Annotated in this window: 23 protein-coding genes; 19 read left to right on the forward strand and 4 right to left on the reverse strand. The window is 65.2% G+C overall.

Annotated elements, in window-relative coordinates; translation table 11 throughout:
- Window positions 1–8: 8 nt before the first annotated feature.
- From ACRVY7_RS18635 to ACRVY7_RS18660, 6 genes are read left to right on the forward strand one after another with little or no spacing between them, the layout of a single operon-like run.
- The gene (locus tag ACRVY7_RS18635; protein WP_431818154.1) at window positions 9–1,301 is read left to right on the forward strand and encodes an MSMEG_0569 family flavin-dependent oxidoreductase; all 1,293 of its coding nucleotides are present in this window, start codon (window positions 9–11) and stop codon (window positions 1,299–1,301) included.
- Window positions 1,302–1,322: 21 nt separating this feature from the next.
- Window positions 1,323–2,768: an AMP-binding protein gene (locus ACRVY7_RS18640; RefSeq protein WP_431818155.1), complete on the forward strand. Its 1,446-nt coding sequence runs from the start codon at window positions 1,323–1,325 to the stop codon at window positions 2,766–2,768.
- Between the two features lie 26 nt (window positions 2,769–2,794).
- Window positions 2,795–3,862 carry an MSMEG_0568 family radical SAM protein gene (locus ACRVY7_RS18645; protein WP_431818156.1) on the forward strand — a complete coding sequence of 356 codons (1,068 nt, stop codon included), beginning with the start codon at window positions 2,795–2,797 and terminating at the stop codon, window positions 3,860–3,862.
- 1 nt (window position 3,863) lies between these two features.
- Window positions 3,864–5,303: an MSMEG_0567/sll0787 family protein gene (locus ACRVY7_RS18650; protein ID WP_431818157.1), complete on the forward strand. Its 1,440-nt coding sequence runs from the start codon at window positions 3,864–3,866 to the stop codon at window positions 5,301–5,303.
- 57 nt (window positions 5,304–5,360) lie between these two features.
- On the forward strand, window positions 5,361–6,206 hold the full coding sequence (locus tag ACRVY7_RS18655) for a carbon-nitrogen hydrolase family protein (RefSeq protein WP_005203415.1): 846 nt from the start codon (window positions 5,361–5,363) through the stop codon (window positions 6,204–6,206).
- Window positions 6,207–7,313, forward strand: a complete 1,107-nt coding sequence (locus ACRVY7_RS18660) for an MSMEG_0565 family glycosyltransferase (RefSeq protein ID WP_431818158.1) — start codon at window positions 6,207–6,209, stop codon at window positions 7,311–7,313.
- A 45-nt stretch (window positions 7,314–7,358) separates the two neighbouring features.
- Here the strand turns inward: ACRVY7_RS18660 and ACRVY7_RS18665 are convergent, their stop codons facing one another.
- On the reverse strand, window positions 7,359–8,060 hold the full coding sequence (locus ACRVY7_RS18665; protein WP_431818159.1) for a GntR family transcriptional regulator: 702 nt from the start codon (window positions 8,058–8,060) through the stop codon (window positions 7,359–7,361).
- A 177-nt stretch (window positions 8,061–8,237) separates the two neighbouring features.
- Here ACRVY7_RS18665 and ACRVY7_RS18670 point away from each other — a divergent pair, with 177 nt between their 5' ends.
- The 5 genes from ACRVY7_RS18670 to ACRVY7_RS18690 all read left to right on the forward strand — a co-directional run bounded on the left by ACRVY7_RS18670 (window position 8,238) and on the right by ACRVY7_RS18690 (window position 14,621).
- Window positions 8,238–9,101, forward strand: coding sequence for a fumarylacetoacetate hydrolase family protein (locus ACRVY7_RS18670; RefSeq protein WP_431818160.1), 864 nt, complete (start codon window positions 8,238–8,240; stop codon window positions 9,099–9,101).
- Between the two features lie 21 nt (window positions 9,102–9,122).
- Window positions 9,123–10,046 (forward strand): VOC family protein, encoded by a 924-nt coding sequence (locus tag ACRVY7_RS18675; protein WP_431818161.1) that lies wholly within the window; start codon window positions 9,123–9,125, stop codon window positions 10,044–10,046.
- 82 nt (window positions 10,047–10,128) lie between these two features.
- Window positions 10,129–11,988: an acetoacetate--CoA ligase gene (locus ACRVY7_RS18680; RefSeq protein ID WP_431818162.1), complete on the forward strand. Its 1,860-nt coding sequence runs from the start codon at window positions 10,129–10,131 to the stop codon at window positions 11,986–11,988.
- Between the two features lie 63 nt (window positions 11,989–12,051).
- The gene (mhpA, locus tag ACRVY7_RS18685) at window positions 12,052–13,674 is read left to right on the forward strand and encodes a bifunctional 3-(3-hydroxy-phenyl)propionate/3-hydroxycinnamic acid hydroxylase MhpA (protein WP_431818163.1); all 1,623 of its coding nucleotides are present in this window, start codon (window positions 12,052–12,054) and stop codon (window positions 13,672–13,674) included.
- A 215-nt stretch (window positions 13,675–13,889) separates the two neighbouring features.
- Window positions 13,890–14,621, forward strand: coding sequence for a DUF1206 domain-containing protein (locus tag ACRVY7_RS18690; RefSeq protein ID WP_064868670.1), 732 nt, complete (start codon window positions 13,890–13,892; stop codon window positions 14,619–14,621).
- Window positions 14,622–14,710: 89 nt separating this feature from the next.
- Here the strand turns inward: ACRVY7_RS18690 and ACRVY7_RS18695 are convergent, their stop codons facing one another.
- Window positions 14,711–15,364: a hypothetical protein gene (locus ACRVY7_RS18695; protein ID WP_431818164.1), complete on the reverse strand. Its 654-nt coding sequence runs from the start codon at window positions 15,362–15,364 to the stop codon at window positions 14,711–14,713.
- A 124-nt stretch (window positions 15,365–15,488) separates the two neighbouring features.
- On the opposite strand from ACRVY7_RS18695, the gene ACRVY7_RS18700 reads away from it, so the two are divergent.
- From ACRVY7_RS18700 to ACRVY7_RS18720, 5 genes are all read left to right on the forward strand, one after another.
- On the forward strand, window positions 15,489–16,325 hold the full coding sequence (locus tag ACRVY7_RS18700; protein WP_431818165.1) for a Cof-type HAD-IIB family hydrolase: 837 nt from the start codon (window positions 15,489–15,491) through the stop codon (window positions 16,323–16,325).
- A gap of 91 nt (window positions 16,326–16,416) precedes the next feature.
- The gene (locus ACRVY7_RS18705; RefSeq protein WP_064868664.1) at window positions 16,417–16,716 is read left to right on the forward strand and encodes a YiaA/YiaB family inner membrane protein; all 300 of its coding nucleotides are present in this window, start codon (window positions 16,417–16,419) and stop codon (window positions 16,714–16,716) included.
- A 202-nt stretch (window positions 16,717–16,918) separates the two neighbouring features.
- Window positions 16,919–17,503 carry a DUF6611 family protein gene (locus ACRVY7_RS18710; protein WP_431818166.1) on the forward strand — a complete coding sequence of 195 codons (585 nt, stop codon included), beginning with the start codon at window positions 16,919–16,921 and terminating at the stop codon, window positions 17,501–17,503.
- A 59-nt stretch (window positions 17,504–17,562) separates the two neighbouring features.
- Window positions 17,563–18,090 carry a hypothetical protein gene (locus tag ACRVY7_RS18715; RefSeq protein ID WP_431818167.1) on the forward strand — a complete coding sequence of 176 codons (528 nt, stop codon included), beginning with the start codon at window positions 17,563–17,565 and terminating at the stop codon, window positions 18,088–18,090.
- A gap of 199 nt (window positions 18,091–18,289) precedes the next feature.
- Window positions 18,290–19,330: an NAD(P)-dependent alcohol dehydrogenase gene (locus ACRVY7_RS18720; protein ID WP_431818168.1), complete on the forward strand. Its 1,041-nt coding sequence runs from the start codon at window positions 18,290–18,292 to the stop codon at window positions 19,328–19,330.
- A gap of 10 nt (window positions 19,331–19,340) precedes the next feature.
- On the opposite strand, the gene ACRVY7_RS18725 is transcribed toward ACRVY7_RS18720, so the two are convergent.
- Window positions 19,341–20,198, reverse strand: coding sequence for a D-hexose-6-phosphate mutarotase (locus tag ACRVY7_RS18725; RefSeq protein WP_431818169.1), 858 nt, complete (start codon window positions 20,196–20,198; stop codon window positions 19,341–19,343).
- Between the two features lie 60 nt (window positions 20,199–20,258).
- Between ACRVY7_RS18725 and ACRVY7_RS18730 the strand changes: the two genes are divergently transcribed.
- Complete coding sequence (locus ACRVY7_RS18730; protein WP_431818170.1) at window positions 20,259–20,810, forward strand: YceI family protein; 552 nt, start codon at window positions 20,259–20,261, stop codon at window positions 20,808–20,810.
- A gap of 7 nt (window positions 20,811–20,817) precedes the next feature.
- Here the strand turns inward: ACRVY7_RS18730 and ACRVY7_RS18735 are convergent, their stop codons facing one another.
- Window positions 20,818–22,173 carry a flavin monoamine oxidase family protein gene (locus ACRVY7_RS18735; RefSeq protein WP_431818171.1) on the reverse strand — a complete coding sequence of 452 codons (1,356 nt, stop codon included), beginning with the start codon at window positions 22,171–22,173 and terminating at the stop codon, window positions 20,818–20,820.
- A gap of 118 nt (window positions 22,174–22,291) precedes the next feature.
- On the opposite strand from ACRVY7_RS18735, the gene ACRVY7_RS18740 reads away from it, so the two are divergent.
- Together ACRVY7_RS18740 and ACRVY7_RS18745 are read left to right on the forward strand one after the other, a co-directional pair.
- Complete coding sequence (locus ACRVY7_RS18740) at window positions 22,292–24,070, forward strand: AMP-dependent synthetase/ligase (protein ID WP_431818172.1); 1,779 nt, start codon at window positions 22,292–22,294, stop codon at window positions 24,068–24,070.
- A 36-nt stretch (window positions 24,071–24,106) separates the two neighbouring features.
- Entirely contained in the window at window positions 24,107–25,246 is a 1,140-nt protein-coding gene (locus tag ACRVY7_RS18745) for an acyl-CoA dehydrogenase family protein (RefSeq protein ID WP_431818173.1), read from the forward strand.
- The last annotated feature ends 43 nt before the right edge of the window (window positions 25,247–25,289 follow it).

Raw genomic sequence — 25,289 nt, forward strand, 5'->3', positions numbered from 1 at the left:
GAGACATTATGAGCGCACCAGCTCATTCCACACCCCACACCACCCACATCCCGGTGGCGATCATCGGCGGCGGACAAGCAGGCCTGTCGGTCAGCTGGTATCTCGGCCGCGCGGGTATCGAGCACACCGTGATCGAATCTCGGACCGCCGTCCATGCATGGCAGTCCAAGCGGTGGGACAACTTCACCCTCGTCACTCCGAACTGGCATTGCCGGCTTCCCGGCTACGCCTACGACGGCCCGGACCCCGACGGCTTCATGACCCGCAACGAAGTTGTCCAATGGCTGGCCGGATGGCGTGAAACCTTCACTGCCCCACTGCGAGAACACACCACGGTAACTCGCCTGCGAACCATCGGTACAGGCTTCGAGCTCACCCTCACCACCGAGGAATCTGTCGAATTGCTGACCTGTGAACAGGTCGTCGTCGCGACTGGCGGCTACCCGCTGCCGGTGGTGCCGTCGTTCGCGCCGTCGTTGGACGCTTCTGTAAAGCAGATCCACTCAGAGCAGTACTTCACACCTGATCAGCTTCCACCCGGCGCCGTTCTCGTCGTCGGGTCCGGACAATCCGGCGCACAAATCGCCGAGGACCTCCACCTCGCAGGTCGGCAAGTGCATCTCGCCATCGGCAACGCGCCGAGGGTTGCGCGCACTTACCGAGGCCGCGACTGCATGACCTGGTTGGCGGACATGGGCATCTATGACACACCGACCGAACAGTTTCCCGGAGGCAAAGCGGCACAGGAGAAGACAAATCACTACGTCACCGGCCGCGACGGCGGACGAGACGTCGATCTGCGACAGTTCGCCGTCGAAGGGATGAAGCTCTACGGGCATCTGACCGACGGCAAGGACACGGTCCTGAGGTTCGCGCCGACGCTGCGCGAATCACTCGATCAGGCCGACGCGGTGTACAACTCGATCTGCGCCGACATCGACCGCTACATCGAGAAAGCCGGAATCGACGCGCCTCCCGCCTCGCGCTACGAGCCAGTTTGGGAACCCGAAACCGAACCCTCCGCGGTCGACCTGGTTGCCGAGGGCATCACCAGCATCGTGTGGGCGATCGGGTACCGACCGGACTACCGCTGGATCGAGGCAAGCGCATTCGACGGTGCGGGCCGGCCGATGCAGACGCGCGGCATCACCCAGGTACCAGGACTGAGCTTCATCGGCCTCCCGTGGATGCATACCTGGGGCTCGGGACGGTTCCTCGGGATCGACCGCGACGCACGCCATATCGCTGAATCCGTCACCGGCGCACTCGGTCTGCCCGGGCTCAGACTCGCCGTCGGCTAACCGGGACCACAGGTAACCGATATGACTGTGCAGTCGATCTCCTCGGTATTCGCTGATCGCGCCCGTACCTCGCCGGGCGAAGTCATGGTCATCGACGCCCACGGGTCTGTGACCGCCGGTGAGATTGACGTGCGGGCCAACCGGCTGGCTCACCTCTTGCAGCGCCATCACGTCGCCCACGACGATCTCGTTGAAGTGGCCTTACCCAACAGTGCTGCCTTCGTAGTTGCGTGCGTCGCGGTGTGGCGTGCGGGCGCCACGCCGATGCCGCTCGACCCGGCGATGCCCGCAGACGAGCGGGAAATGCTCGAACAGATTGCCCAGCCTCGAGTTGCCATCGGCGACAACGTATCTCCGCATACAGTCACGGTCGACGAGAACGATGCCCGTGAGCTGCCTGCAGACGCGCTTCCCGATGTCTGGGCAAGTTCGTGGAAGGCGCCCGCATCCTCCGGGAGCACAGGACTCCCGAAGATCGTTCGTTCTTTGAATCCCGCACTGGTTGACCCTGGTGCTCGAGTGGCGCCGTTCTTCCCCTGCGCGGCAACACAGTTGGTCACCTCTCCGCTGTGGCATTCGACCGCCTTCACCTACGCGTTCCGGGGCTTGACCGCCGGCCATCGCCTGATCGTCGAACCGGACTTCGACGAGCGCCGATTCCTCGAGTTGGTCGACAGACATTCGGTGACCTGGACAGTCCTCTCGCCTCCGTCGATCCGGCGGCTGGTCCGCCTACCGGAGGAGATACGTGCCGAACACGACATCACTTCGTTGGCATCGATTCTGCACATCGGCGGACGGTGTCCTGTGCCCGACAAGCGCGCACTGATCAAGTGGCTGGGCGCGCACCGCGTTGTCGAGGTGTACGCGGGTAGCGAATCCAACGGCGTCACAATGGCGACAGGTCACGAGTGGCTTGCGCACCCCGGCACTGTCGGTCGGCCGATCGGGGGCACCGAGATCGCTATTCGACGCGACGACGGCACCCGTGCGAACACCGGCGAAACGGGATTGATCTGGATGCGCCGCGGAGACGGACCGTCCTACAGTTACCTGGGTGCGCAGTCGCGCCGCCGCGCAGATGGTTGGGATACCCTCGGCGACATCGGCTTTCTCGACGCCGACGGCTATCTCTACGTGCTGGACCGAGCAGCCGACGTCATTCGTAGTGCCGACGCCGCGGTGTACCCGGCCGATATCGAGCAAGTCGTCGAACAATTGCCTTTCGTGCGCGGCGCGGTTGCGTTCGCCGATGTGGATTCGGCTGGCAGGCAACATCTCTCGGTTAGCGTCGATATCGCCGACAACGATGCGTCCGCAGCACTCATCGCAGATCATGTCCAACACCACTTTGGCTCCGACTGGCGTCCTGTGCGCGTCATCCTCACCACATCGCCACTCCGCAACGACGCGGGCAAGATTCGACGACGCGCGCTGGCCGGCTGCGGTCAGCGCGCGTCGGCCTGACCCCCTCGACACGAACGGAACCCACGATGACCGCATCCACCACTACATCCACCCGCGTCGACCTGGCGCTCCTCGGCATCCGGGGCACCCCACCGGTCAATCGCTCAGGCGGAGCCGGACCGACTGACGATGGTCACCTCGTCATCGACGGACTGCATGCGGCAATACCCCGAAATCCCAACAGCCCGTTCGTCTTCGACGGCGATCAGATTCTCTACGACGGAGTCGATTCCGGGCTCGACGTCGCAGTCATCGGCCGACCACGCTTCTACGACCTGCAGACCGAGGACGGCGTCGCCTACGACAAGATCGCCAAACTGCACGGACGTAACGTCTTGGCGACCACCGTGCTGCAGACCTGCATTCGTTACGGCGAAGACCAGCGGTGCCGCTTCTGCTCGATCGAGGAGTCGTTGCGATCCGGCGACACCGTCGCAGTCAAGAAGCCAGAGGACCTCGCCCGGGTGGCGCGAGCAGCAGTCGACCTCGATGGTGTGACGAACATGGTGATGACCACCGGAACATCGGCCGGCCGGGATCGCGGCGCACGCCACCTGGCGCGCTGTGTCCGAGCGGTCAAAGCAGCGGTCCCCGAGCTACCAATTCAAGTGCAATGCGAGCCGCCGGCCGATCTGTCGACCATCGGTGATCTGCGCGCGGCCGGGGCCGACGCCGCCGGCATCCACGTCGAGTCACTCGACGACGACGTCCGACGGCGCTGGATGCCAGGCAAGTCAACCGTGCCGCTCAGCGAGTACTGGGATGCCTGGCGTGAGGCCGTACGCGTCTTTGGACGCAACCAGGTCTCGACGTACCTGCTCGTCGGGCTCGGCGAAGATGTGGACGAGATGATCTCGGGGGCAAAGGAACTCGCCGACGCCGGAGTCTATCCCTTCATCGTCCCGTTCCGCCCCCATCGAGGGACACTTGCCGTCGACATCGACGGAGCGACCGCCCCCGAGCCGCGCATCGTCGAGCAGGTCAGCCGAGAAGTCGCTGCGCACCTGCAACTGATCGGGATGGCCGGGGCTGACCAACGAGCGGGCTGCGCGGCATGCGGTGCCTGCAGCATTCTGCAGAGCGTAGGGGCATGAGATGCTCGACGGCCGCACCACGCCCACCCAGTCCGTACGCCCCGCCGCAACAGAATTGTCGATTCTTGCCGGCTCTCCCCGAGTCTCAGCACCGCCGTTTCTCATCCGGGTCGCCGAGACGAACTCCGAGATCGGCGACTATCGACGATTGCGCCACTGCGAGTTCGTCGAGCGGCAGGGGCTGTTCACACACTCCGATCACGATGACTGCGACGACGATCCGCGCACCACGATCCTGATCGCAGTCGCCGCAGACAACGCTGTTCTCGGCGGTGTCCGGGTATCGCCGTGTACCTCGATCGACATCGGCTGGTGGTCGGGGAGTCGGCTGGTTGTCGCGGACAGCGCACACGCGGCCGGTATCGGTGCCGCACTGATCACAGCCGCCTGTGCCTTGGTCGAGAGCCGCGACGTTCTGCGTTTCGATGCCACCGTCCAGGACCGCTACAGCCGGCTGTTTGCCTCGCTGGGTTGGGAGGACCACGGTGCCGGTCCCACCATCAACGGCCGGGCACATCGCCACAAGTCGTGGCCGATCGGCCGAATTCAAGGCCAGGTCGATTCCACCAAAGCGGTTCTCGCCCAATCACTTCGTCCCTTCGCTGAGCAGGAAGGCGGTCTCGGCCCCGCAGGATTCCGTGGCGACGACGCCGTCCCCGTACCGGACAGCGACCTACTTGCCGCCTGCGATGCGATCGTCCCGTCGATGGTCGAGCGTGACCCCGAATGGGCGGGGTGGTGCTCGGTCCTGGTCAACATCAACGACCTTTCGGCCATGGGTGCTCATGCTGTCGGCATGCTCGACGCGGTCGGCGCGCCAACCGTTGCGCATCTGAATCGGATCGTGCGAGGCATCTCGGCAGCGGCACACGCCTGGCGAACCCCGATTTTGGGCGGCCACACTCAGGTCGGTGTACCCGCGGCGCTCTCGCTGACTGCAATGGGTCGCACAGAATCCCCAGTCGCCGCTGGCGGTGGACGGGTCGGCGACCACGTGTCGCTGCTCGCCGATCTCGGAGGTTCTTGGCGCCCAGGCTATTTCGGTCAACAGTGGGATTCGACGAGCTCGCGAACAGCACATGAGCTCGGTGAGATGGCATCCGCCGTGGCGCAGCTGCGACCCGCCGCTGCGAAGGATGTCAGCATGGCCGGACTGGTCGGAACGTTGGGAATGCTGGCCGAGGCGTCGGGCACCGGGGCCGAACTCGACGTGGCCGCGATCCCGCGACCGGCCGACGCCTCAATGGGTGCCTGGCTCACCTGCTTCCCGGGTTACGCCATGCTGATGGCCGACCGCAGTCCGATCACTCGGGCGCACGGCCCTGCCGTCGCGGCCGGCTGTGGTCGCCTCACCGAAACGACAGGAATCCGGCTGAAGTGGCCGGACGGTCGTCGTACCGAAGCGATAGCCTCTGCTGTGACGGGACTGGGTCGAGCATGAGAAAGCTGTCGAATGTGCACCGGCGCACCTCGTGTGACGTGAGTAAAGTGCGCTGACATGGGAACCGTCACGATCGGCGCGCTCGCGGGCCACTTCGGCCGCGACGTTGATCGAGGTGTGTCCAAGGCAGTCGGCATCATCGAGGCGGCCGCGCGTGACGGAGTCGATCTGCTCGTCTTTCCCGACGCTGCACTCGGCGGCTATATCGGCGATCTGCGATCCCCGGATCTCGACGACCTACCGCCAGCACTGGACCCTGACGGACCGGAGCTGGCTGCCATCGCCGAGGCCGCCCGCGACATGACCGTGTGTATCGGGTACACCGAGCGCGATGGCGACGTCCACTACAACGCGGCGGCGTGCTTGACCGGTGACGGCGTGCTGGGCTGGCATCGCAAAGTGCATCAGCCCGCCGGTGAATCGAAGGCGTATGCGGCTGGTGACAGGTTCTCCACTTTCTCCACACCGGTCGGACGCATCGGCATGTTGATCGACTACGACAAGACGTTCCCCGAGTCGGCCCGAAAGCTCGCGCTCGACGGCGCCGGGATCATCGCGTCTCTCTCGGCGTGGCCGGCCAGCGTCACCGACCGCGCAGCTCGGCTGCCCGCTGACCGGCAGTCTCGGCTGTTCGATCTCTACGACTGCGCTCGCGCCGCGGAGAACCAAGTATTCATGGTGTCCTCCAACCTCACCGGGGTGACCGGGTCGCTGCAATTCCTCGGACAGGCCAAGGTCGTCGGTCCCGGTGGCGACATCCTGGCGACCACGCGATCCAAGGGTGGACTGGCCAAGGTCGAGGTCGACGTGGAGGCCGACATCGCTCGTGCCCGCAGAGTCCTCAACCATCTGTCCGAACTCCGGCCGGACATCTATTCCGCGTCGAGTGCGGAGTCTCGCTGAATGCGCATCGCACTGTTGACCTACTCGACCAAACCGCGTGGTGGAGTCGTGCATACCCTCAACCTCGCGGAATCTCTGGTCGAGCAAGGTGCCGATGTCGACGTGTGGAGTCTTGCGCGAGGGGGTGACTCGGGGTTCTTCCGCAGCGTCGACGCCGCAGTCACCCAACACCTGGTCCCGTTCGCCGACATTCCCGACGAGACGGTCACCGATCGCATTCTGCGATCAATCGATGCCATCCGAAATGCGTTCGACCCCAGCGACTATGACATTGTGCATGCTCAGGACTGCATCAGCGCGAACGCGGTCGGAACGTGCATCCGCACGATTCACCACCTCGACCAGTTCACCACGCCGGTGCTCGTCGAATGCCACGAGAAGGCTGTGGTCAACCCCTACGCCCGCATCTGCGTGTCGCAGGCAGTCGCCAAGGAGGTCAACGACGGATGGGGTTTCACTCCAACCGTCATTCCCAACGGCGTCGATTACGAACGCTTCGCAGCGGCAGCCGAGCACAGCCGTTCGGCCGTTGTCGCACGAGAGCAGTGGCAAGCGAAATTGGGTCGCTACATCCTGGCGGTCGGGGGCATCGAACCGCGCAAGGGGAGTATCGATCTTCTCGAGGCCTACGCGCTGCTTCGTCACGACCACCCCGATCTATCGCTGGTATTCGCCGGTGGCGAAACGCTTTTCGACTATCGCGGCTATCGTGCCGAGTTCGACCGCCGCCAAGCCGAGCTCGGCGTGACACCGATCGTCCTCGGGGCCGTCGACGAGCACGTGCTCCCCTCACTCGTCGCGGCATGTGACGCTTTCGCATTCCCCTCAGTGAAGGAAGGCTTTGGTCTGGCAGCGATGGAGGCCTTGGCAGCAGGCCGACCGGTCACCGTCCGCGAACTACCCATCCTGCGTGAGGTTTTCGGAGACGTCGTCACCTATGCGACCGATCCGACGTCATTGGCCATGCACCTCGACGCCGCGCTCAACGGACATCACCCGGACGTCGACGCGGGTCGGCGCCTCGCGCGCGGATTGACGTGGGACGCCGCGGCGCGCGCCCACCTTCGGTTCTACGAGCGACATCCCTACCCTCGGGCCGCTGCCTGACCGATGCGTGCGGAGGCCGAGCTCACCCCTGATGGCTGGAGCTATTCACTCCCGATCCGACGCCTCGCCAAGCTTCGCCGCTGAGTTCGCGTAGCCCACAAGCGCTTCGGTGGTGCGCTCGATATGTGCGACGAGCGCTGCGGCGGCGCCGTCGGCGTCGCGGGCGAGGGTCAGATCGGCGATCTGCTGGTGCTCGGCGGCGGCGTCGCGATGATCGTCGTGGGCGAGCGCCCTCGACCAATGGATGTAAAGATCCGAGCAGTCCCGCAATCCGTCGGCTATTGCGGTGAGGCGCGTGCTGGTTCCTCCGGCGAGCAGCGCGTGATGGAACTGTCGATGGGCAACTGACCACTGCGGGTTGATGATTCCGTCCGCGTCGGTCAATGGCGTGCGCTGAAGCCTGTGATGCCCGCCCAGCACGTCGGTTTCCCAGTTCAGGTCGCCGTCGGCGATAGATTCTCGCAACGCCATCGCCTCGATGAGGGTGCGCGCACGAGTCAGATCGAGCAGTGCGTCGACTGAGAGATCGGCGACGGTGAACCCACGCTGCGGCATCGCGACGACGAGCCCCCGCTCGGCAAGTCGAGTCAACGCCTCGCGCAGCACGCTGGGGCTCACGCCGTATCGCGTGGCGGTCTCGCTGATGTGCACCTTCGATCCCGGCGGCAGGTCGCCGCGCAGCAACTCGTCGCGAAGTCTGTCGTGGACTGTCGCGGCGAGCGTCGCCTTCTCGGGACTCAGGGTCATGAACCGAGGGTATCCGACAAAGCGCCATCCAGCCGATGTTCGGCATGAATATCTTTTTTTACTTGCTTTGCCGACGGAGATGCCTGCATACTGGCATCGAGCTAGTGAGCCAGCTCACGTTCGACACCAAGAATGGCGTGGGCTGCAGTACACGAGACGTGACTAAGGACGAAGCGAATGAGAATTAGCAATCTCGGCGGGCGGTTGGCGCTGCTCACCGATACGGGTGCGGTCGACGTCGAGAAGGCCAGCGCAGGACAGTTCGGCGCCGACCCGACGGCCGTCTACGCGAAGTGGGACGAGTTCGTGGCGTGGGCTCGAAGTGCCGACCTGCCGGCAGGTACGCCCTACGACGACGCGGATCTGGGAGCGCCAGTGCCAGAGCCCGCGCAGATCTTCGCGATCGGCCTCAACTATCGAGACCACGCCGTCGAATCCGGGTTGGACTTCCCCGCCGAACCGCCCGTCTTCACCAAGTTCCGCACCTCGCTGGCCGGCCCGGTCGGTGACCTGGAGTTGCCCACCGACACCGTCGACTGGGAAGCCGAACTCGTCGTTGTCATTGGTCGCGCCGCACGTGACGTATCGGCAGAGAACGCGTGGGACCACGTCGCCGGACTCACCGTCGGGCAAGACTTCTCCGAGCGGACCCGCCAATTGGTCCCTCCGGCACCGCAGTTCAGCCTCGGCAAGTCATTCCCCGGTTTCTCGCCGATCGGCCCGGCGGTGGTCACACTCGACGAGTTCGCCGATCCCGCCGACCTCGACATCAGTTGCACTGTTGACGGAGAGACGATGCAGCACGGACGGACGAGTGAACTGATCTTCTCGATTCCCGTTCTGATCGAACGACTCTCGGCTGTTCTGCCCCTCTTGCCCGGCGACCTGATCTTCACCGGAACGCCCAGCGGCGTCGGCGGTGGTCGCAGCCCGCAGCGATTCCTGCGCGTGGGCGAGGAAATCGTCACGCGCATAGAGGGAATCGGGGAGCTGCGCCAAAAATGCGTCCCCGGCAAGCGACACACGACGGCGTTCGCGTAGCCGGCGGAGAAAGGAAAGCACATGCCTCTGCACAGACTGACCACCATCACGATCGGCGTCCCCGACGTCGACGCCGCCGCGGCGTACTACACCGAGTTCGGTCTCACCCCGTTGGGTGACAACGCCTTTGCCACCTCCGACGGCGGCGAGCAGTTCCGTCTCACACATTCGACGCAGCGTCGACTCGTCGAAATCGGCGTCGGCGTCGACGATCCCGACGACCTCGACCGCGTTCAACGGCAACTCGACGCGCTGAGTCTGGACACCGAGCGGTCCGACGGCTCACTCACCGCAACCGAACCCATCGCCGGGTTCAAAGCTGTCGTGTCCATCGCGCCGCGCATCGAGCAGAAGATCGTCGACCCGACGCCCTACAACGGTCCCGGCCGTGTCGACCGACCCGACAGTCGCGCACCCGGAATCGAGCGGCAGGGCCAGGTGGTCCCGCACAAGCTCGGACACGTCGTCATCGGGTCCACCGATCAGGCAGCCACCCAGAAGTTCTTCACCGACGGCCTCGGCTTCAAGATCAGCGACACCGTGCCCTCGATGGCCGCATTCATGCGATGCTCGACAGACCACCACAACGTTCTCGTCCAGCAGGCGCCGCTGAACTTCTTGCATCACACCTCGTGGCAGGTCGACGACATCGACGAAATCGGCCGTGGCGCAATGGCAATGCTCGAAGGCAATCCGGAACGGCACGTCTGGGGACTCGGTCGCCACCACATCGGGTCGAACTTCTTCTGGTATTTGAAAGACCCGGCAGGGAACTTCTCCGAGTACTACTCCGACATCGACTGCATCGTCGACGACGCGCTCTGGAAGCCAGGCGTGTGGGAGGGCGCCAGAAGCCTGTTCAACTGGGGCCCGCCGCCACCGCCATCGTTCCTCATGCCAGAAGACCTCGCCGCCCTGATGACCGGCTCCCACAGCTCCGAATAGGCGCTCTACCAACGAGTTCACGGCGCTGAGCCGAAAGAAGAAGCGCCGGCCGAGAAGACCGATCCGAGAAGGAGATCCGCACATGTTCACCATCGACCGGTTCGCCAAGACCGTTGGTGTCGCTCCCGGCGACTACGACGCCCTGCACCGATTCTCCGTCGACGAGCCAGACCGTTTCTGGGGTGCGGTGTGGGACTTCTTCGACCTCGGCGAGCGCACGGGACCCGTGTTGGCTTCCCGCACGATGCCTGGTGCGCAATGGTTTCCGGAGGTGCACCTGAACTATGTCGACCGGGTGATGCGGTGGTCGTCGCTGCCGGGAGACGCCATCGTCGGAGTGTCCGATGACGGCAAGCGGGTGGCCATCCCCTGGTCGGAGCTTCCGGCGCGGGTCTCCGCGACGGCAGAACTGCTGCGGGAAAGGGGTGTTGGCATCGGCGATACTGTTGCCGCCTACCTTCCCGACGAACCGTTCGCGGTGATCGCGTTTCTGGCCACCGCATCCCTGGGAGCGATCTGGTCGGGCTGCGGTCAGGACTACGCACCCGAGGGTGCCGCGAGTCGTCTGGCGCAGTTGAAACCCAAGGTTCTGTTCGCGAGCGACGGATACCACTTCGGTGACAAGCAGGTGGATAAGAGCGCTGACACCGTCGAACTGGCTGAGCTGCTGGACATTCCGCTCAGTCACGTGATCACCGAGCTGCCAGAACCCAGCCCCGGCACTCCCGCGCTGGAACCGGTGCAGGTGCCGTTCGACCATCCGCTGTGGGTGCTGTTCAGTTCGGGCACAACGGGAAAGCCCAAGGGGATCGTGCACGGACACGGCGGCATCGTCGTCGAACACGTCAAGGTACTGGGACTGCACAACGAGATAGGTCCGGGCGACGTGTTCTTCTGGCACACCGCGCTCTCCTGGATGATGTGGAACTTCCAGGTCGCAGGCCTTCTGATGGGAGCCACGATCGTCACGTTCTCCGGACACCCGTTGGCGCCCGACGCCGATAGGCTCTGGCAGATCTGCGACGACAACGAGGTCACGTTCTTCGGCACCAGTCCCGGACAGCTTCAGGCGTCACGCAAGGCCGGACTCGAGCCTGGCCGCGATCACGACTTGTCGCTCCGCGCGATCGGCAGCACCGGATCGCCGCTGGCCCCCGACCTGTTCACCTGGGTCGACGAGCACGTGGCCGCTGGGCTCCCGGTGAGCTCGACCTCGGGTGGCACCGACGTGTGTAGCGCGTTCTGTGGTGGCACGCCGTCGGTCCCGTACGTACCCGGCGAGTTGACGGTGCGCTACCTCGGGTGCGCTCTCGAATCGTGGGCGCCCGACCGCACGCCCCTGATCGGCGAGGTCGGCGAGATGGTCATCACCGAGCCCATGCCGTCGATGCCGATCTCCTTCTGGAACGACCCCGACGACGCAAAGTATCGAGCCGCCTACTTCGACCACGAGTGGGCGGATGGCGTCGCCCCAAACGCGTGGCGGCACGGAGACTGGCTCGAGGTCACTGACCGAGGCTCGGTCATCATCCACGGTCGCAGCGACGCGACGTTGAACCGCAACGGTATTCGTATGGGGTCGGCCGACATTTACGAGGTGGTCGAAGCCATCCCCGACGTCGCCGAGGCGATGGTCGTCGGCGTCGACGGCCCGAACGCGACGTACTGGATGCCCATGTTCCTCACACTGATGCCGGGTGTAAGCCTGACCGACGAGTTGGTGACAACCATCCGCGACTCGGTGCGAGTTCGGTTGTCGCCACGGCATGTTCCCGACGAGGTGATCGAAGCTCCCGGCATCCCACACACCCGCACAGGAAAGAAGCTCGAGGTTCCGGTGACCGCGATGCTCGCCGGACGGCAGGTCAGCATCGACGCCAAGTCCGTCGACAACCCCGACCTGCTGGCCTGGTACCAGCGCGTCGGCGATCAGCACACCTGATGATCCAAGCCCACCTCAGCAAGCCCACATAAACCACGACAGTTTCAGTAGCAAGGAAATGACATGTCAGACAACAGTTCAGAGCGGAACCACGTCGGACGAACAAGCGACGTCCTCATCGTCGGAGCAGGTCCGGTGGGACTCACCACGGCGCTGTACCTGGCCCAATATGGTTGGCAGGTAACCGTTCTGGAGCGTTGGCCCGCCCCGTACGCACAGCCGCGTGCTGTCCACTACGACGACGAGATCGCGCGCCTACTTGCACGCGCAGGCCTCCGGGACCGCCTCGGCGAGTTCTCCGAGGCGGCCGATACCTACGAGTGGCAGAACGCCGACCGCAACACCCTGCTGTGCTTCGACTGGAGCGGCACGGGTGAGTCGGGATGGCCACGCGCCTCGATGTTCAACCAGCCCTCGCTCGAGGCTGAACTCGTCGCAGCGGCAGAGGCGTCGGAGAACATCACCATTCGACGCGGGCACGAGGCCGTCGAGCTGACGCAATCCGACGACTCGGTCGTCGTCACCGCCCACGGACCGACTCTCAAACTGGCCAAGTTCACCGCCTCCTACGTGATCGGCTGCGATGGCGCGAACAGCTTTGTGCGCGCACACATGCCGACGCAGATGACCGATCTCGGCTTCTTCTTCGACTGGCTGATCGTCGACGTCCTACCCCACGACGAGCGCGAGTGGAATCCGATCAATCTGCAGATCTGCGATCCAGCGCGACCGACAACCGCGGTATCGGGCGGTCCCGGTCGTCGTCGTTGGGAGTTCATGCGCATGCCCGGCGAGACCATCGAGGACCTCAACACCGAGGAGACGGCGTGGGAGTTGCTCACGCCGTGGGGTCTGAACCGCGGCAACTCCACCCTCGAGCGACACGCCGTCTACACCTTCCAAGCGCGCTGGGCAGACGAATGGCGCTCCGGGCGAATGCTTCTCGCCGGCGATGCGGCCCATCAGATGCCTCCCTTCGCGGGGCAGGGCATGTGCTCGGGCATCCGCGACGCCGCAAATCTCAGCTTCAAGCTCGACCTCGTTCTGCGCGGACTCGCCGACGACGCACTGCTCGACACCTACGGCGTCGAACGCTCGCGACACGTCCGCCACGCGATCGACCTGTCCATCGAGTTGGGCAAGGTCATCTGCGTCACCGACCCCGCCGCGGTTGCCGAACGCGACACCTTCATGCTGAGCCAGGGCGGCGACCCCGACAAGATCCTGCCGCCGCTACCACCGGCGACGCTGACCGACGGCCTGCTGTACCGCCTTCCGGACGGAACGCCTGGACCTGGAGCAGGCAACCTCTCACCGCAGGGCCGCCTGACCTATCGCGGCACCACCGGACTGCTCGACGACGTCGTCGGAACCGGTTTCGTCCTCGCGTCGACGATCAATGCGCGTGAACTCCTCACCGACGACCAGCGCGCACTTCTCGACAGGCTCGGCGCGAAGTTCGTGCGGTTCGTCGCGACGGAAGCCGACGTCGAATCCGATGACGACGCAGTCGATCTGGACGGAACCTACCTACCGCACATGACCGAGACCGGTGACGTCGCAGCGCTTGTCCGACCCGACCACTACCTCTTCGGAGTCGCGCGCAGCGGAGACGAGATCGGTCTCGTCGTCGACGCTCTTCGTTATCAGTTGGGTTCGACGGTCGGTTCGCTGTCTGAGCTATGAGCCCTTCGTCTGCCGCGTACTTTGCCGGTTTTGCCGTGCGGTGCAAACCGCCTTGGTCGACACGTTAGGATTCCTCGTGGATGCGGGTCGGCTGACTCGCGTATCGACTGAACTACTGACGGGCGGCGATCACCATCCCTACACATACGGGTAAGCAGGCCGTCCAAGAAGCGACGGATTCAGGTTGGTTTGAGGCGCTTGCGCGCGGCGGGCATGTGGTGAGCGGTCTGCTGCACCTGCTGATCGCGTACATCGTGCTGAGGCTGGCGTTCGGCGACGCGGGCAATGCAGACCAATCGGGGGCGCTCGGAATCTTTGCGTCGTCAACCGGCGGTCGAATTGCCTTGTGGCTCGCGGTGATCGCCTTCGTGGCGATGGCTCTGTGGCGTATCGCCGAAGTCATCATCGGTCCGCACCCGGCCAATCCGAAGGCCGACGACGATGACGGTTGGCTCGATCGGGCCAAGGCGGGTGCGCTCGCTGTCGTCTATTTCGCATTCGCTTGGACGGCAGCACAATTCGCGATGGGGCACGGGCAGTCGAGTGGCCAGCAGAACGCCGGCATGAGCGCGAAATTGATGGGCTCGGGCTTCGGGAAGTTCGTGCTTGTCGTAGCAGGCATCGTCATCATTGCTGTTGGCGCCTACCACATCTACAAGGGCGTCACGAGGTCGTTCTTCGACGATCTGACCATCGACAGCAATCCTGTCGTGAATGCCACTGGCATCGTGGGGTACACGGCGAAAGGCCTTGTCCTTGTCGGAGCGGGAGTTCTGGTGATTGTCGCGGCGATCACTGCCGATCCGTCGAAAGCCACCGGCGTCGATGGTGCGGTGAAAACCGTTGCGGGATGGCCTGCCGGGCAGTTCTTCCTCGTGCTGGCGGCGATAGGCCTTGCTGCGTATGGCATCTACTGCTTCGTCATGGCGCGGTACGCGCGCATGTGACTGCGCGGTACGCGCGTATGTGACTGTGAGGATGTGATGGCCCAGCCCCGACCTCCCGCAGGGGAGGCCGGGGCGCGGCGTCGGCGGTGCTATCGCGGAGTGTTGGCGCGAATGCTGTTGATGATCTTGAGGAGTTCGCCGCGCTTGGACGGCGGACCGTCGAACTGGGCGAAGGCGACGCCGTGCTCGCCGTCTGCGGTGCGGAACACGTGGGCGACTGCGACGCGGACCTTGCGGACGCCATTGAGGGTGCCGGATTGCTCTGCGTACCAGGTGGTTTCGTCGACAGCTCGCCACGCTTCACGATCGACACGTAGCTGCGAGGTGGCGCGCTTGACGTCGGTTGTGGTGCACCGCGACTCCGCACACTTCTGGTAGGCCACCAAGCCTCCGGCCGCGCTCGTCTTCGTGGTGTCCTCCTCGAAACATGTTGCTTCGCCGTTGGCCGAGACAACTGACGATCCTGCGCCGCACGACCAGTCGCCGGGAATACCGAAGGTGTACTCGATGCCTGCGAAGTCGTTGGAGATGACGTACGGACGATCCGACGGGCTGAAGTTGCTGCCCTTGACCGGCCCCGCATCGCCGTCGACGCCGCGCATCGGCGCTGACGGGTAGCGCCCACCGGTATCGGCGTGGGCGGTTGCCGCGACCCCGGCGGTGGCGAGGAGTGCCGCGATACCTGCGAGCAGGGCAAGAATGGTGCGTCGGATGGCTGTTGTGTGGGGCGGGGTGGTTTTCACGTCTGGGGTCCTCTCGGGTGGCTTCTCGTAAGCAAGTACCGATTGGATGCGGCCGGACCCGGAGAATGTTCCGGCCGGGTTTGCGACACCTGACTGGGACACCGAACTGCCACAATGGACAACGATGTCCACCACGATTCCGCCCGTGCCCGTTGACCTGCGCCTCGTCGTCACCGACCTCGACGGCACTCTGCTCGACGACGCCAAGCACATCCCCGACGAACTCTGGCCGCTGCTCGACGAGCTGACCAGCCGCGACATCGTGTTCAGTCCCGCGAGCGGACGCCAGGCAGCGACCCTGCTGCACCAGTTCGGTGAGGCAGTGCCCGGGCTCGTCGTGATCGCCGAGAACGGTGCGGTGGTGGCGCGGCAGAACGAGATCCTGCGGACACAACCGCTCGCCGCGAGCAGCGCCGCCGCGGTCCTCGCCCGCGCACGGTCGCTGCACTCCGACGGCGCCGACATCGGCGTCGTGCTGTGCAGCCCGGAGGTCGCGTACGTCGAGCGGTCCGATGAGCGGTTCCTCGAACAGATCCGCCCCTACTACTACGCGAACAGAATCGTCGACGACCTCGCCGCCATCGACGCCGAACTGGTCAAGGTGGCGGTCTACGACTTCGACGGAATCGAGGACACCACCGCCCCGGCGATCTCAGGACTGCCGATCGACGCCGAAGTCGTTGTGTCCGGACAACATTGGCTCGATGTGATGACGCGCGGCGTCGACAAGTCGCAAGCCGTTCGGGCGGTGCAGCGTCGGCTCGGAATCAGTCCGGCGCAGACGATGGTCTTCGGTGACTACCTCAACGACCTCGGAATGCTCGGCACCGCCGACTGGTCGTACGCGGTTGCCAACGCGCACCGAAGTATCCTCGACGCCGCGCGGTACGTCGCGCCGTCGAACACCGACAACGGGGTGGTGCGGACGATCCGCGCCGCACTCGACGCGGCCGGCTCCTGACCGCCCGGAAACCTCAGTCGCCCAGAACACTCAGGGGAACCGCGTAGTCCTACGCATCCGCCGCGCCTGCCGTCGCTGACACCGTTGACGCATGTCGTCCTCCAACGAAGTTCCCCAGACCGCAACCACCGCAGCCTTCTTTCTCCAAGCAGCCATCGCGTTCGCTGTCAGCCTCGCCACCGCGTGTGTCGGCATCCTCTACCTCCCGATCGACCCCTGGCAGCGCGGATTCCTCGCCATCACGCTGTTGTTCCTCACCTCCAGCACCTTCACGCTCGCCAAGGTCGTCCGTGACCGCCAAGAACTCACAACGGTCCGTGCCCGAATCGACGAAGCCCGCGTCGACAAGCTCATCGCCGAACACGACCCCTTCAACCGGGTCGCCGGATAATCCGCAGTCCACCCGTCAACAACCCCGTTAACAATCCCCCCGACCGCCCCGGCGTCACTCGACGACTCCGGGGCGGTCTCATGCACCCCGACTGTCAGCATCCCGTCAAGGCTGTTCGACGCCGCGTCAAAGTCTCGTCAAAGACCGGTTAAGACCCTTCCCGACGTCGAGCGCGCGGCGTAGCACTATCGGAATGACGACGATGAGTTCACACGGCTCCGAGAAATTGGGTACGGGGCGATTGGGTACGGAAACAACGGGTTCCGCGATCATCGACCGGCTCGCCGAGGGGCCTGCGGTGTGGGGATCGTTCAGTGCAGGTGCGGGCCGTTACGGCGTGTGCCGCTACCGCCTGGTTGTCTTCCCTCCCGGTATCAGCTCGATGCAGCGTCGCCGTCTGCGCCTGTGGCGCGGCTGGCCCGTCTGGGGTCTCGTCGCGTGGCTGGCCGTGGCCGTCGGTCTCAGTTCCATCGGCGCGTCGGGTACGACGGTTCTCGCGACGGCCACCGCCGTGCTCGTGGTTTCGGGTGTGGTCGCGCGACGCACCGCGGGAACGCTGCCCGGCGCCGTACGCACCGTCGACCTCACCACCATTCCCGGATACGAGCTGCCCGCAGGGATGCCGACTCCCAAGTCGATCGCCGACACCCTCGCCGAATTGCGGTCCGCCGACCGTCGATTGGAGCGAGGCGTGATCGATCCTGTTGAGCACGAGCTCATCTGGCAGCGCGTCTACGACTCCATTCCGCAGCGGCGTCGTCGACTGCCGAGAATGGCTCGCCGATGACCCGGGCGATCCGAAACTCATCCCACATCACGCTGTACCGCAGACCAGGAGGAGATCTCATGACCATCGCGATGGAACGTGCCGCGCGGGTCTCGCGTCACCATGTCGCCGCCCGCACGTTCGGGCCGATCAATCCCGATATTGCCGCGGCGTTGGGCGACATGGGAGTGCGCGTCGACGCCGAGCCGTCGCCCGAAGCACGGATCGGACTGATCCTCGTCGACGGGGGTTCGATCAAGAGATCGACATCGCGCTTCGGACTGGACACGCTGGCACGCCCAACGCGAGCGCTGCGCAACGTCGTGGTCTCCTCGCTGACCGACCTCGTGCTCGACACCGACGTCGACCGCGTCCTGGTCGTCTGCACCCCGGGAATCGAGCCGACGGAACCGGTCATCTTCAAGCACTGGTTCGGCCAGGTGTGTGCCGACAGCTGGTATCACCTGACGATGAACGGCGGACTCCCTGCGCCGTCGATCACGTCGAAGTTGTTCTCGAACAGGGCATCATGCGACTACATCGCCAATGCGGTGACGTCGTGGTGTGGCCACGCCGAGCATCGTGCGGAGCCACGGCCGTGGCAGTGACAACGTGGTTGCGCAGTCGGTGGTCGATGAGCTCGACTGCCCGCGATCGGGCTCGGCTGGCAGCGGGTCCGCTGGGAGTGCTCGCACCCGCCGCGGACCCCACGAGCCGGGTCGGCACCCCTCATAAGCACAGTTCTTGATGGGAGAGTAAACCTGAGATCAGGGAGGGGAGTACGCCGATCCGAAAGGCAGTTCACCGATGAAGGCCGTACAGATGGTCAAAGCCGGAGCCGAACCCGAGCTCCGCGACGTTCCGAAGCCCACGCCGGGTCCGGGGCAGGTGCTCGTCAAGGTCACCGCGGCGGGCGCGTGCCACTCCGACGACTTCGTGTTGAACGCGCCGGAAGGCGCATTCCCGTATCCGCTCCCGATGACGCTCGGCCACGAGGGCGTCGGCGTGATCGCCGAACTGGGACAGGGCGTTTCGACGGTCAGCGAGGGCACGGCGGTCGCCATCTACGGCCCGTGGGGATGCGGAGTCTGCCACTTCTGTTCGCAGGGCCTCGAGAACTACTGCTCGCGGGCCGCCGACCTGCAGATCACGCCGCCCGGACTCGGACACGACGGTGCGATGGCCGAGTACGTCGTCGTCGACGACCCGCGGCACCTCGTCCCCATCGGTGACCTCGATCCCGTCACCACGGTTCCGCTCACCGACGCCGGCCTTACGCCCTACCACGCAATCAAGCCGTCGTTGAGCAAGCTTCTCGGCGGCACCACCGCCGTCGTGATCGGCTCGGGCGGACTGGGACACGTGGCCATCCAGATGTTGCGGCACCTCACCCCGGCGCGGGTCATCGCACTCGACGTCACGCAGGAGAAGCTCGACTTCGCCAAGCAGGTCGGTGCGCACGAGGCAGTACTCAGCGACGCCGACGCCGTCGAGAACGTCCGCAAGATCACCGGAAAAGACGGCGCGACAGCCGTTTTCGACTTCGTCGGATATCAGCCGACGATTAACACGGCGATGGGTGTCGTCGGCACGATGGGCGACGTCACGATCGTGGGACTCGGCGACGGCAAGGCTGCGGCGACCGTTGGCTTCTGGTCACAGCCCTACGAGGTGTCGGTCCGCACGCCCTACTGGGGCGCCCGTGCGGAGCTGATCGAGGTCCTCGACCTCGCGCGCGACGGCGTCCTCGACGTCGCGGTGGAGCGGTTCAGCCTCGACGACGGCGTCGCTGCGTACCGCAAGCTCGCTGCCAACGACCTGCGCGGACGAGCGGTCGTGGTTCCGTAAAGCCTGAGCCTCACTCCAGAGCGATCGTCTGCCACATCTCGACGGTCGCGCCTGCAGCGACGGTGAGGAGATCCGGACCGGCGTTGGCCGTCTCGACGCACACGAACTCGCGCCAGTGCGGCCCGACGTCGGCCATCCCGGAGGCGACGTCAGGCCCCGGGTTCCACACGACGGCGGTGCGCGCGCGATCGCCGGTCACGCGGATGGTCCGGCCAAGACCCGGGTCGACGAGCCGGTAGGTTCCACCCGCATCGGGGTAGAGCCGATCGCTGCGCGGCACGTCGTCAGGGAGGCGCCAGTCGCCGTCCTGCGTCTTGACCTTCAGGTCGTCGAACTTGTCCTCGTACGACTTGCCCGAAAGTCCCTCCACGTGGACGTCGGTGGCATCCGAGACGCGCAGGTAGTTGTGCAGCGCCTCGGTGAGCACCGCGGGCTCGTCGGCGAGGTTCGTGGTGCGCACACCGATTTCCAGCGTCGTGCCGACGCGCACGATCAGCTCCAGGCGCAGCGTGAGCTGCTCGAGTCCCTGCGGTGCCAACCGCACCTGCGTCACATCGTCGGCAAGAACCTCGGTCTCCACGACCTGCCACGTCGCGGTGCGCGCGTAACCGTGCGAGGGCACGTCACCGGTCTGGTTCTCCTTCCCGAAATACGGCCAGCACACGGGAATGCCACCACGGATGGGAGTCGGCGGCCTCGCGGCCAGCGGCGATACCCACAGCACGTCGTCGGCTCCGGTCGGCCGGTAGGAGAGCACCTGCCCACCGAAGATCGAGATCGCCGCGGTGGCGTGCGGCGTCGTCACGAGCCACGCGTCGAATCCGAATGCTGTCCCGAGCACGACTCCCTGACTTTCCGATGCAGTCACATCGACAACCTTGGCACAGCGGAAGCGCCTAGGGTGGTCGTCGACACTCGAGGAGGCGCAATGGCGCAGGAGTCATGGCAATTCGGCCCGGCCAACGGGACGCTGATCCTTCACACCGGTGTGACCGGTCCGGCATCGCGAACAGGTCACCGATTGACCATCGAGATGCAGCAGTGGTCGGCGTCAGTCGGTCTCAGCGACGGCGTGCCGTCCGACGTGTCCGCCTCGATCGATGTCGACTCGCTGACCGTCGTCTCTGGTGAGGGCGGGGTCACGCCGCTGACCGGGCCGGAAAAGTCTCTCGCCAGAAGCAACGCGCTCAAGTCGCTCAACGCGTCGAAGTCGCCGACGATCACCTACGACGCCGCGTCGATCACGACCACCGAGGCCGGCTATCGCATAGACGGGACGCTCTCGATCAACGGTAAGCAACGTCAGCATCCGCTCGACGTCGAGGTTGCCGATGCGGACGGGAAGCGCACCGCCACAATCGAAACCGCGGTTTCCCACCGCGACTTCGGGCTGAAGCCGTACTCGATGATGATGGGTGCGCTCAAGGTCGACGACGAGGTGCGCGTGACCATCAGCGTCCAGCTGGCGTCAGATCACTGAAAGTTATTCAGCGCGACCACAGTTCGGCGACCTGCACGTCGCGCCCGAGAATGTTCGACGCCGCTCTGCGTCCCGACTCGAGCGCAGCGGTGACCGTTGCCGGGTCGTCGGTCCACGTGGCCTCGCCTGCCAGATGCACGACGCCCCCGCCCAGCGGTGTCGCCAGCACGTCGTGGTCGGCGGTCGTCGAGCCGACGGTCATGTACGCGTAGGAGCCATGCGCGAAAGGGTCGTCCTGCCAACGGGTTACGTCGATGCGAGTCGGCTCGGGGACAGCGTCGCCGTAGATTTCGCGCAGCGAGTCGAGGACCGATGCCGCGATGTCCTCGTCGCTCCACTCGCGAACCGCGCGAGCGCAAGGGCCAGCGGCGAAGGTGAGCAGCGTCGGCTCGCCGTGAAGGGCCGAGAGGTCGTACCAGGAGTGCCACCACCGGGCGGCCGGTCCCTGTCGGCGAATCGCATACACGCCGTCATCCCAGAACTTCGATTCGAATCGCAGGAACACCTTCTCGAACGCGTTCATCTCGAGCCGATCCAGCGCTCCGGCAACGGGTTCAGGTAGTGGCGGATCAAAGGTCAGCGCGCCGGATTTGAGGATTCCGACCGGTACGGTCACGACGACGCGTGCGGCCGACGCCTCCTCGCCGGCGGCATCGATCACGGTGACGCTGTTCTCGTCCCAATGGATGCGGGCGACAGAACGATTGAGTGTCACCGAGAGTCCGTCTGCCAGGTGCGTGGCCAGCTGGTCGTAGCCGTCGGGAAACACGACTTCGTCGCCATCCGTCTCGTCGTCGTCGAGTCCGTGGGCATCGAGCTCGTCGATCCACACGCCGTACTGTTCTTCGGTGCGGTGGCGAGCGAACTCTCGAACACGTTGTGCTCGTGCGTCATTCCAACCGAGAGCGATGAGCGTCGTTTCCGTCGCCTCGCCGTACGACACCCCGGCGCCGATCGTTGCGACGAATTTCGACAGTGCGTCGTCGAAGGCATGCACGTCGGCAGCGAAGGCGGCAACGGCGTCGTCGTCGAGTCGTCTGCCGTCAGGGTCGTAGTAGGCGATCGGCCGACTGTCGGGTTGGTAGCTGCCAACCGTGAATTCGACGGTGCGCATGCCGAAGGCCTCGGTGACGGCGTGCAGCGGGGCCTCGTTGATTCCGTGAATCCACGAGGCGCCACGATCGGTCACCGTGCCACCCGATCGGTCGCTGTGCACGCGTCCGCCGATCCGGTCGCGCGCTTCGAGAACGGTGACCCGGTGGCCGGCGCGGGTGAGTAGTCGGGCGGCGGTCAAGCCCGCGATCCCCGCCCCGACAACGACGGTGTCGTAGTCGAGTGGCGATCCGGCCCGTGGTGTCTCCATGAGATCGGTCTACACCGCGACGCGAGGTGGGGCCACCGCAGCGTCGACCAAGTTATTGACATCCCGCCAACGAGCCTCGATGATTGTTGGCGCGACGCCAAATAGAGTGAGGACGACGATGACCGGTAGCCCGAAACCAGACACCCTGTGCACGCACTTCCAGCGCCGTGTGGTCGACCATGCGGATCGGGTGGCCATCCGCACCGCTGACGGCACGACGTCGTTGACCTGGGCGCAGTACGGGCGGCGCGTGCGCGAGGTGGCTGCAGGTCTCGCCGTACTCGGGGTCACGCGCGGCGACACCGTCGGCATCATGCTCACCAACCGACCCGAGTTCCACATCGTCGACGCCGCGGCGATGCACCTCGGCGCTGTGACCTTCTCGGTCTACAACACCAACGCCGCCCCGCAGATCGCCTACCTCTTCCACAACGCCGAGCCGTCCGTCGTCATCACCGAGACGCAGTTCCTCGAGAGGATCGTCGAGGCGGGTAAGGGCTCCGCCGCCGTCGTGGTCGTCGACGCGCCGGACGGAACCGCGGGCGTCGTGACACTCGCCGAACTGATCGCCGCGCCCGCACCCGACGGCTTCGACTTCGACGCCACGTACCAGCAGGTCGAACGCTCGGACGTGCTCACGCTGATCTACACGAGCGGGACCACCGGCAACCCCAAGGGCGTCGAACTCACGCACGCCAACCTGCTCTACCAACTCGAGGTGATCACCGACGTGATCGGCGACCTGTCCGACGGCCGCGTCATCTCGTACCTGCCCGACGCACACCTCATCAACCGGTGGATCTGCCAGTACGCACCCATGTACTTCGGCATCACGGTCACCGACCTCCCCGACACCAAACAACTCGTCGGGACGCTTGGTCAGGTCCACCCGACGTTCTTCGTCGCCGTTCCGATGCTCTGGTACAAGATCAAGGGCAGCATCGAGACGACGCTCGACGCCGAGCCGGGAATCAAAGGCGCACTGGCCGCGTGGGCTCTCGCTGCAGGCAAGAAGAAGGCGGCCGCCACGGTCGGCGGACGGCGACTCGGCCTGCGCGACAACGTCGCCGCTGCGATCGCCGACAAGCTGGTGCTGTCGAAGCTACGTGCAAAGCTCGGGATGGATTCGCTCGTCGCCGCCGTCTCCGGAGCCGCCCCTGTCGACGTCGCGGCGCTCGAATTCATGCTCGCACTGGGCATTCCGGTGATGGAGGCGTGGGGCATGTCGGAGACGTCCGCGGTCACCACGGTCAACCCGGTCGCCCGACCGCGGTACGGGAGCGTCGGTACGGCAATTCCGGGCACCGAGGTGACGCTCGCGTCCGACGGTGAGGTGATGGTGCGCGGCGGAGGTGTGATGCGCGGCTACCGCAACGATCCGGAACGCACGGGCCAGACACTCGACGCCGACGGCTGGGTGCACACCGGCGACATCGGGACGCTCGACGCCGACGGCTTCCTGACGATCGTCGACCGCAAGAAGGAGTTGATCATCAACTCCGGCGGAAAGAACATGTCACCGTCGAATATCGAGGGCGCGCTCACCGCGGCCAGTCCACTGATCGGCAGCGTCGTCGCCATCGGCGACAACCGCCCCTACGTGTCGGCGCTGATCACCCTCGACCCCGATGCGGTGGCAGCTTTCGCACAGAAGGCCAGCATCGTCGACGATCGACCAGAAGTGCTCGCACTGCACCCGAAGATCCTAGGCACGATTGAAACTGCAGTAGCACAGGCCAACTCGCGGCTCAGTCGCGTCGAACACATCCGCGCGTGGCAGGTGTTGCCGACGTACTGGGCCCCGGGTGGCGACGAACTCACGCCGACGATGAAGCTCAAGCGTTCGCCGATCGCCAAAAAGTATGCCGACGAGATCGACGCGCTCTATCAGCGCTGAACGCGCTCCCGACAAGCACCACGAAGGCAGACCACGATGACAAACGATCTGACAACCGAACTCGCCGACCTCACCGCGCTCGCCCGCGAGTTCTTCACCAAAGAGGTTGCGCCGCGCCACGAGGAGTTCGCGGCGGCCGGTCAACCCGACCGCGCGCTCTACCGACGCGCGGGCGAACTCGGTTTGCTCGGCATGTCGATACCCGAGGAATACGGCGGTGGCGGAGCGACATTCGCGCACGAGGCCGTACTCTTCCGCGAACAGGCCCGCGGCGCCGACCTCTCGATGCAACTCGGCGTGCACTCCGGGATCGTTCCCCACTACCTGCTCTCGTATGCGAACGAGGAACAGAAGAAGCGGTGGATTCCCAAGCTCGTCTCGGGTGAGTGGATCGGCGCCATCGCCATGACCGAGCCGGGCACCGGGTCGGATCTGCAGGCCATCAGCACCCGCGCGGTGCGCGACGGCGACGAGTACGTCATCACGGGCGCAAAGACTTTCATCTCCAACGGCGCAACGTGCGACCTACTGATCATCGCGGCCAAGACCGACCCGGAGCTCGGCGCCAAGGGCGTCTCACTGCTCGTTGCCGAAGTAGGCGACAACCCAGCGGGTTTCGAGCGTGGACGCAAGCTCAAGAAGATCGGCCAGAAGGGACAGGACACCACGGAGCTCTTCTTCGACGGCCTCCGCGTGCCCGCGACGCATCTGCTGGGCGGCACGGAGGGCACGGGCTTCGTCCAACTGATGCAGCAACTCCCGCAGGAGCGACTGATCGTCGGCGTCGCTGCGCTCGGCGTCGTGGAGGCAGCCTACGAGCTGACGCTCGAGTACGTGCGTGAGCGCCACGCCTTCGGCAAACCGCTCTTCGCACTGCAGAATACGCGGTTCGAGCTTGCCGACATCGCCACCACCGTCGAGGTGATGCGCGCCTTCGTCAACGATGCGATCGACAAGCATGTGCGTGGCGAACTCGACGTCAAGGGTGCCGCGATGATCAAACTGTGGTGCTCGGAGCAGCAGACACAGGTCGTCGACCGTTGCCTGCAGTTGCACGGCGGCTACGGCTACATGGAGGAGTACCCGATCGCGCGGCTGTTTGTCGACGGGCGCATCGCGAAGATCTACGCGGGAGCCAACGAGGTCATGAAAGACCTCATCGCGCGCAGTCTCTGACTCTGCAGTCTCTAGTTCTGCCGGCGATCTGATTTCACACACT

It is taken from the genome of Gordonia jacobaea, from assembly GCF_965344965.1.
In the GTDB taxonomy this organism is placed as follows: Bacteria; Actinomycetota; Actinomycetes; order Mycobacteriales; family Mycobacteriaceae; genus Gordonia; species Gordonia jacobaea.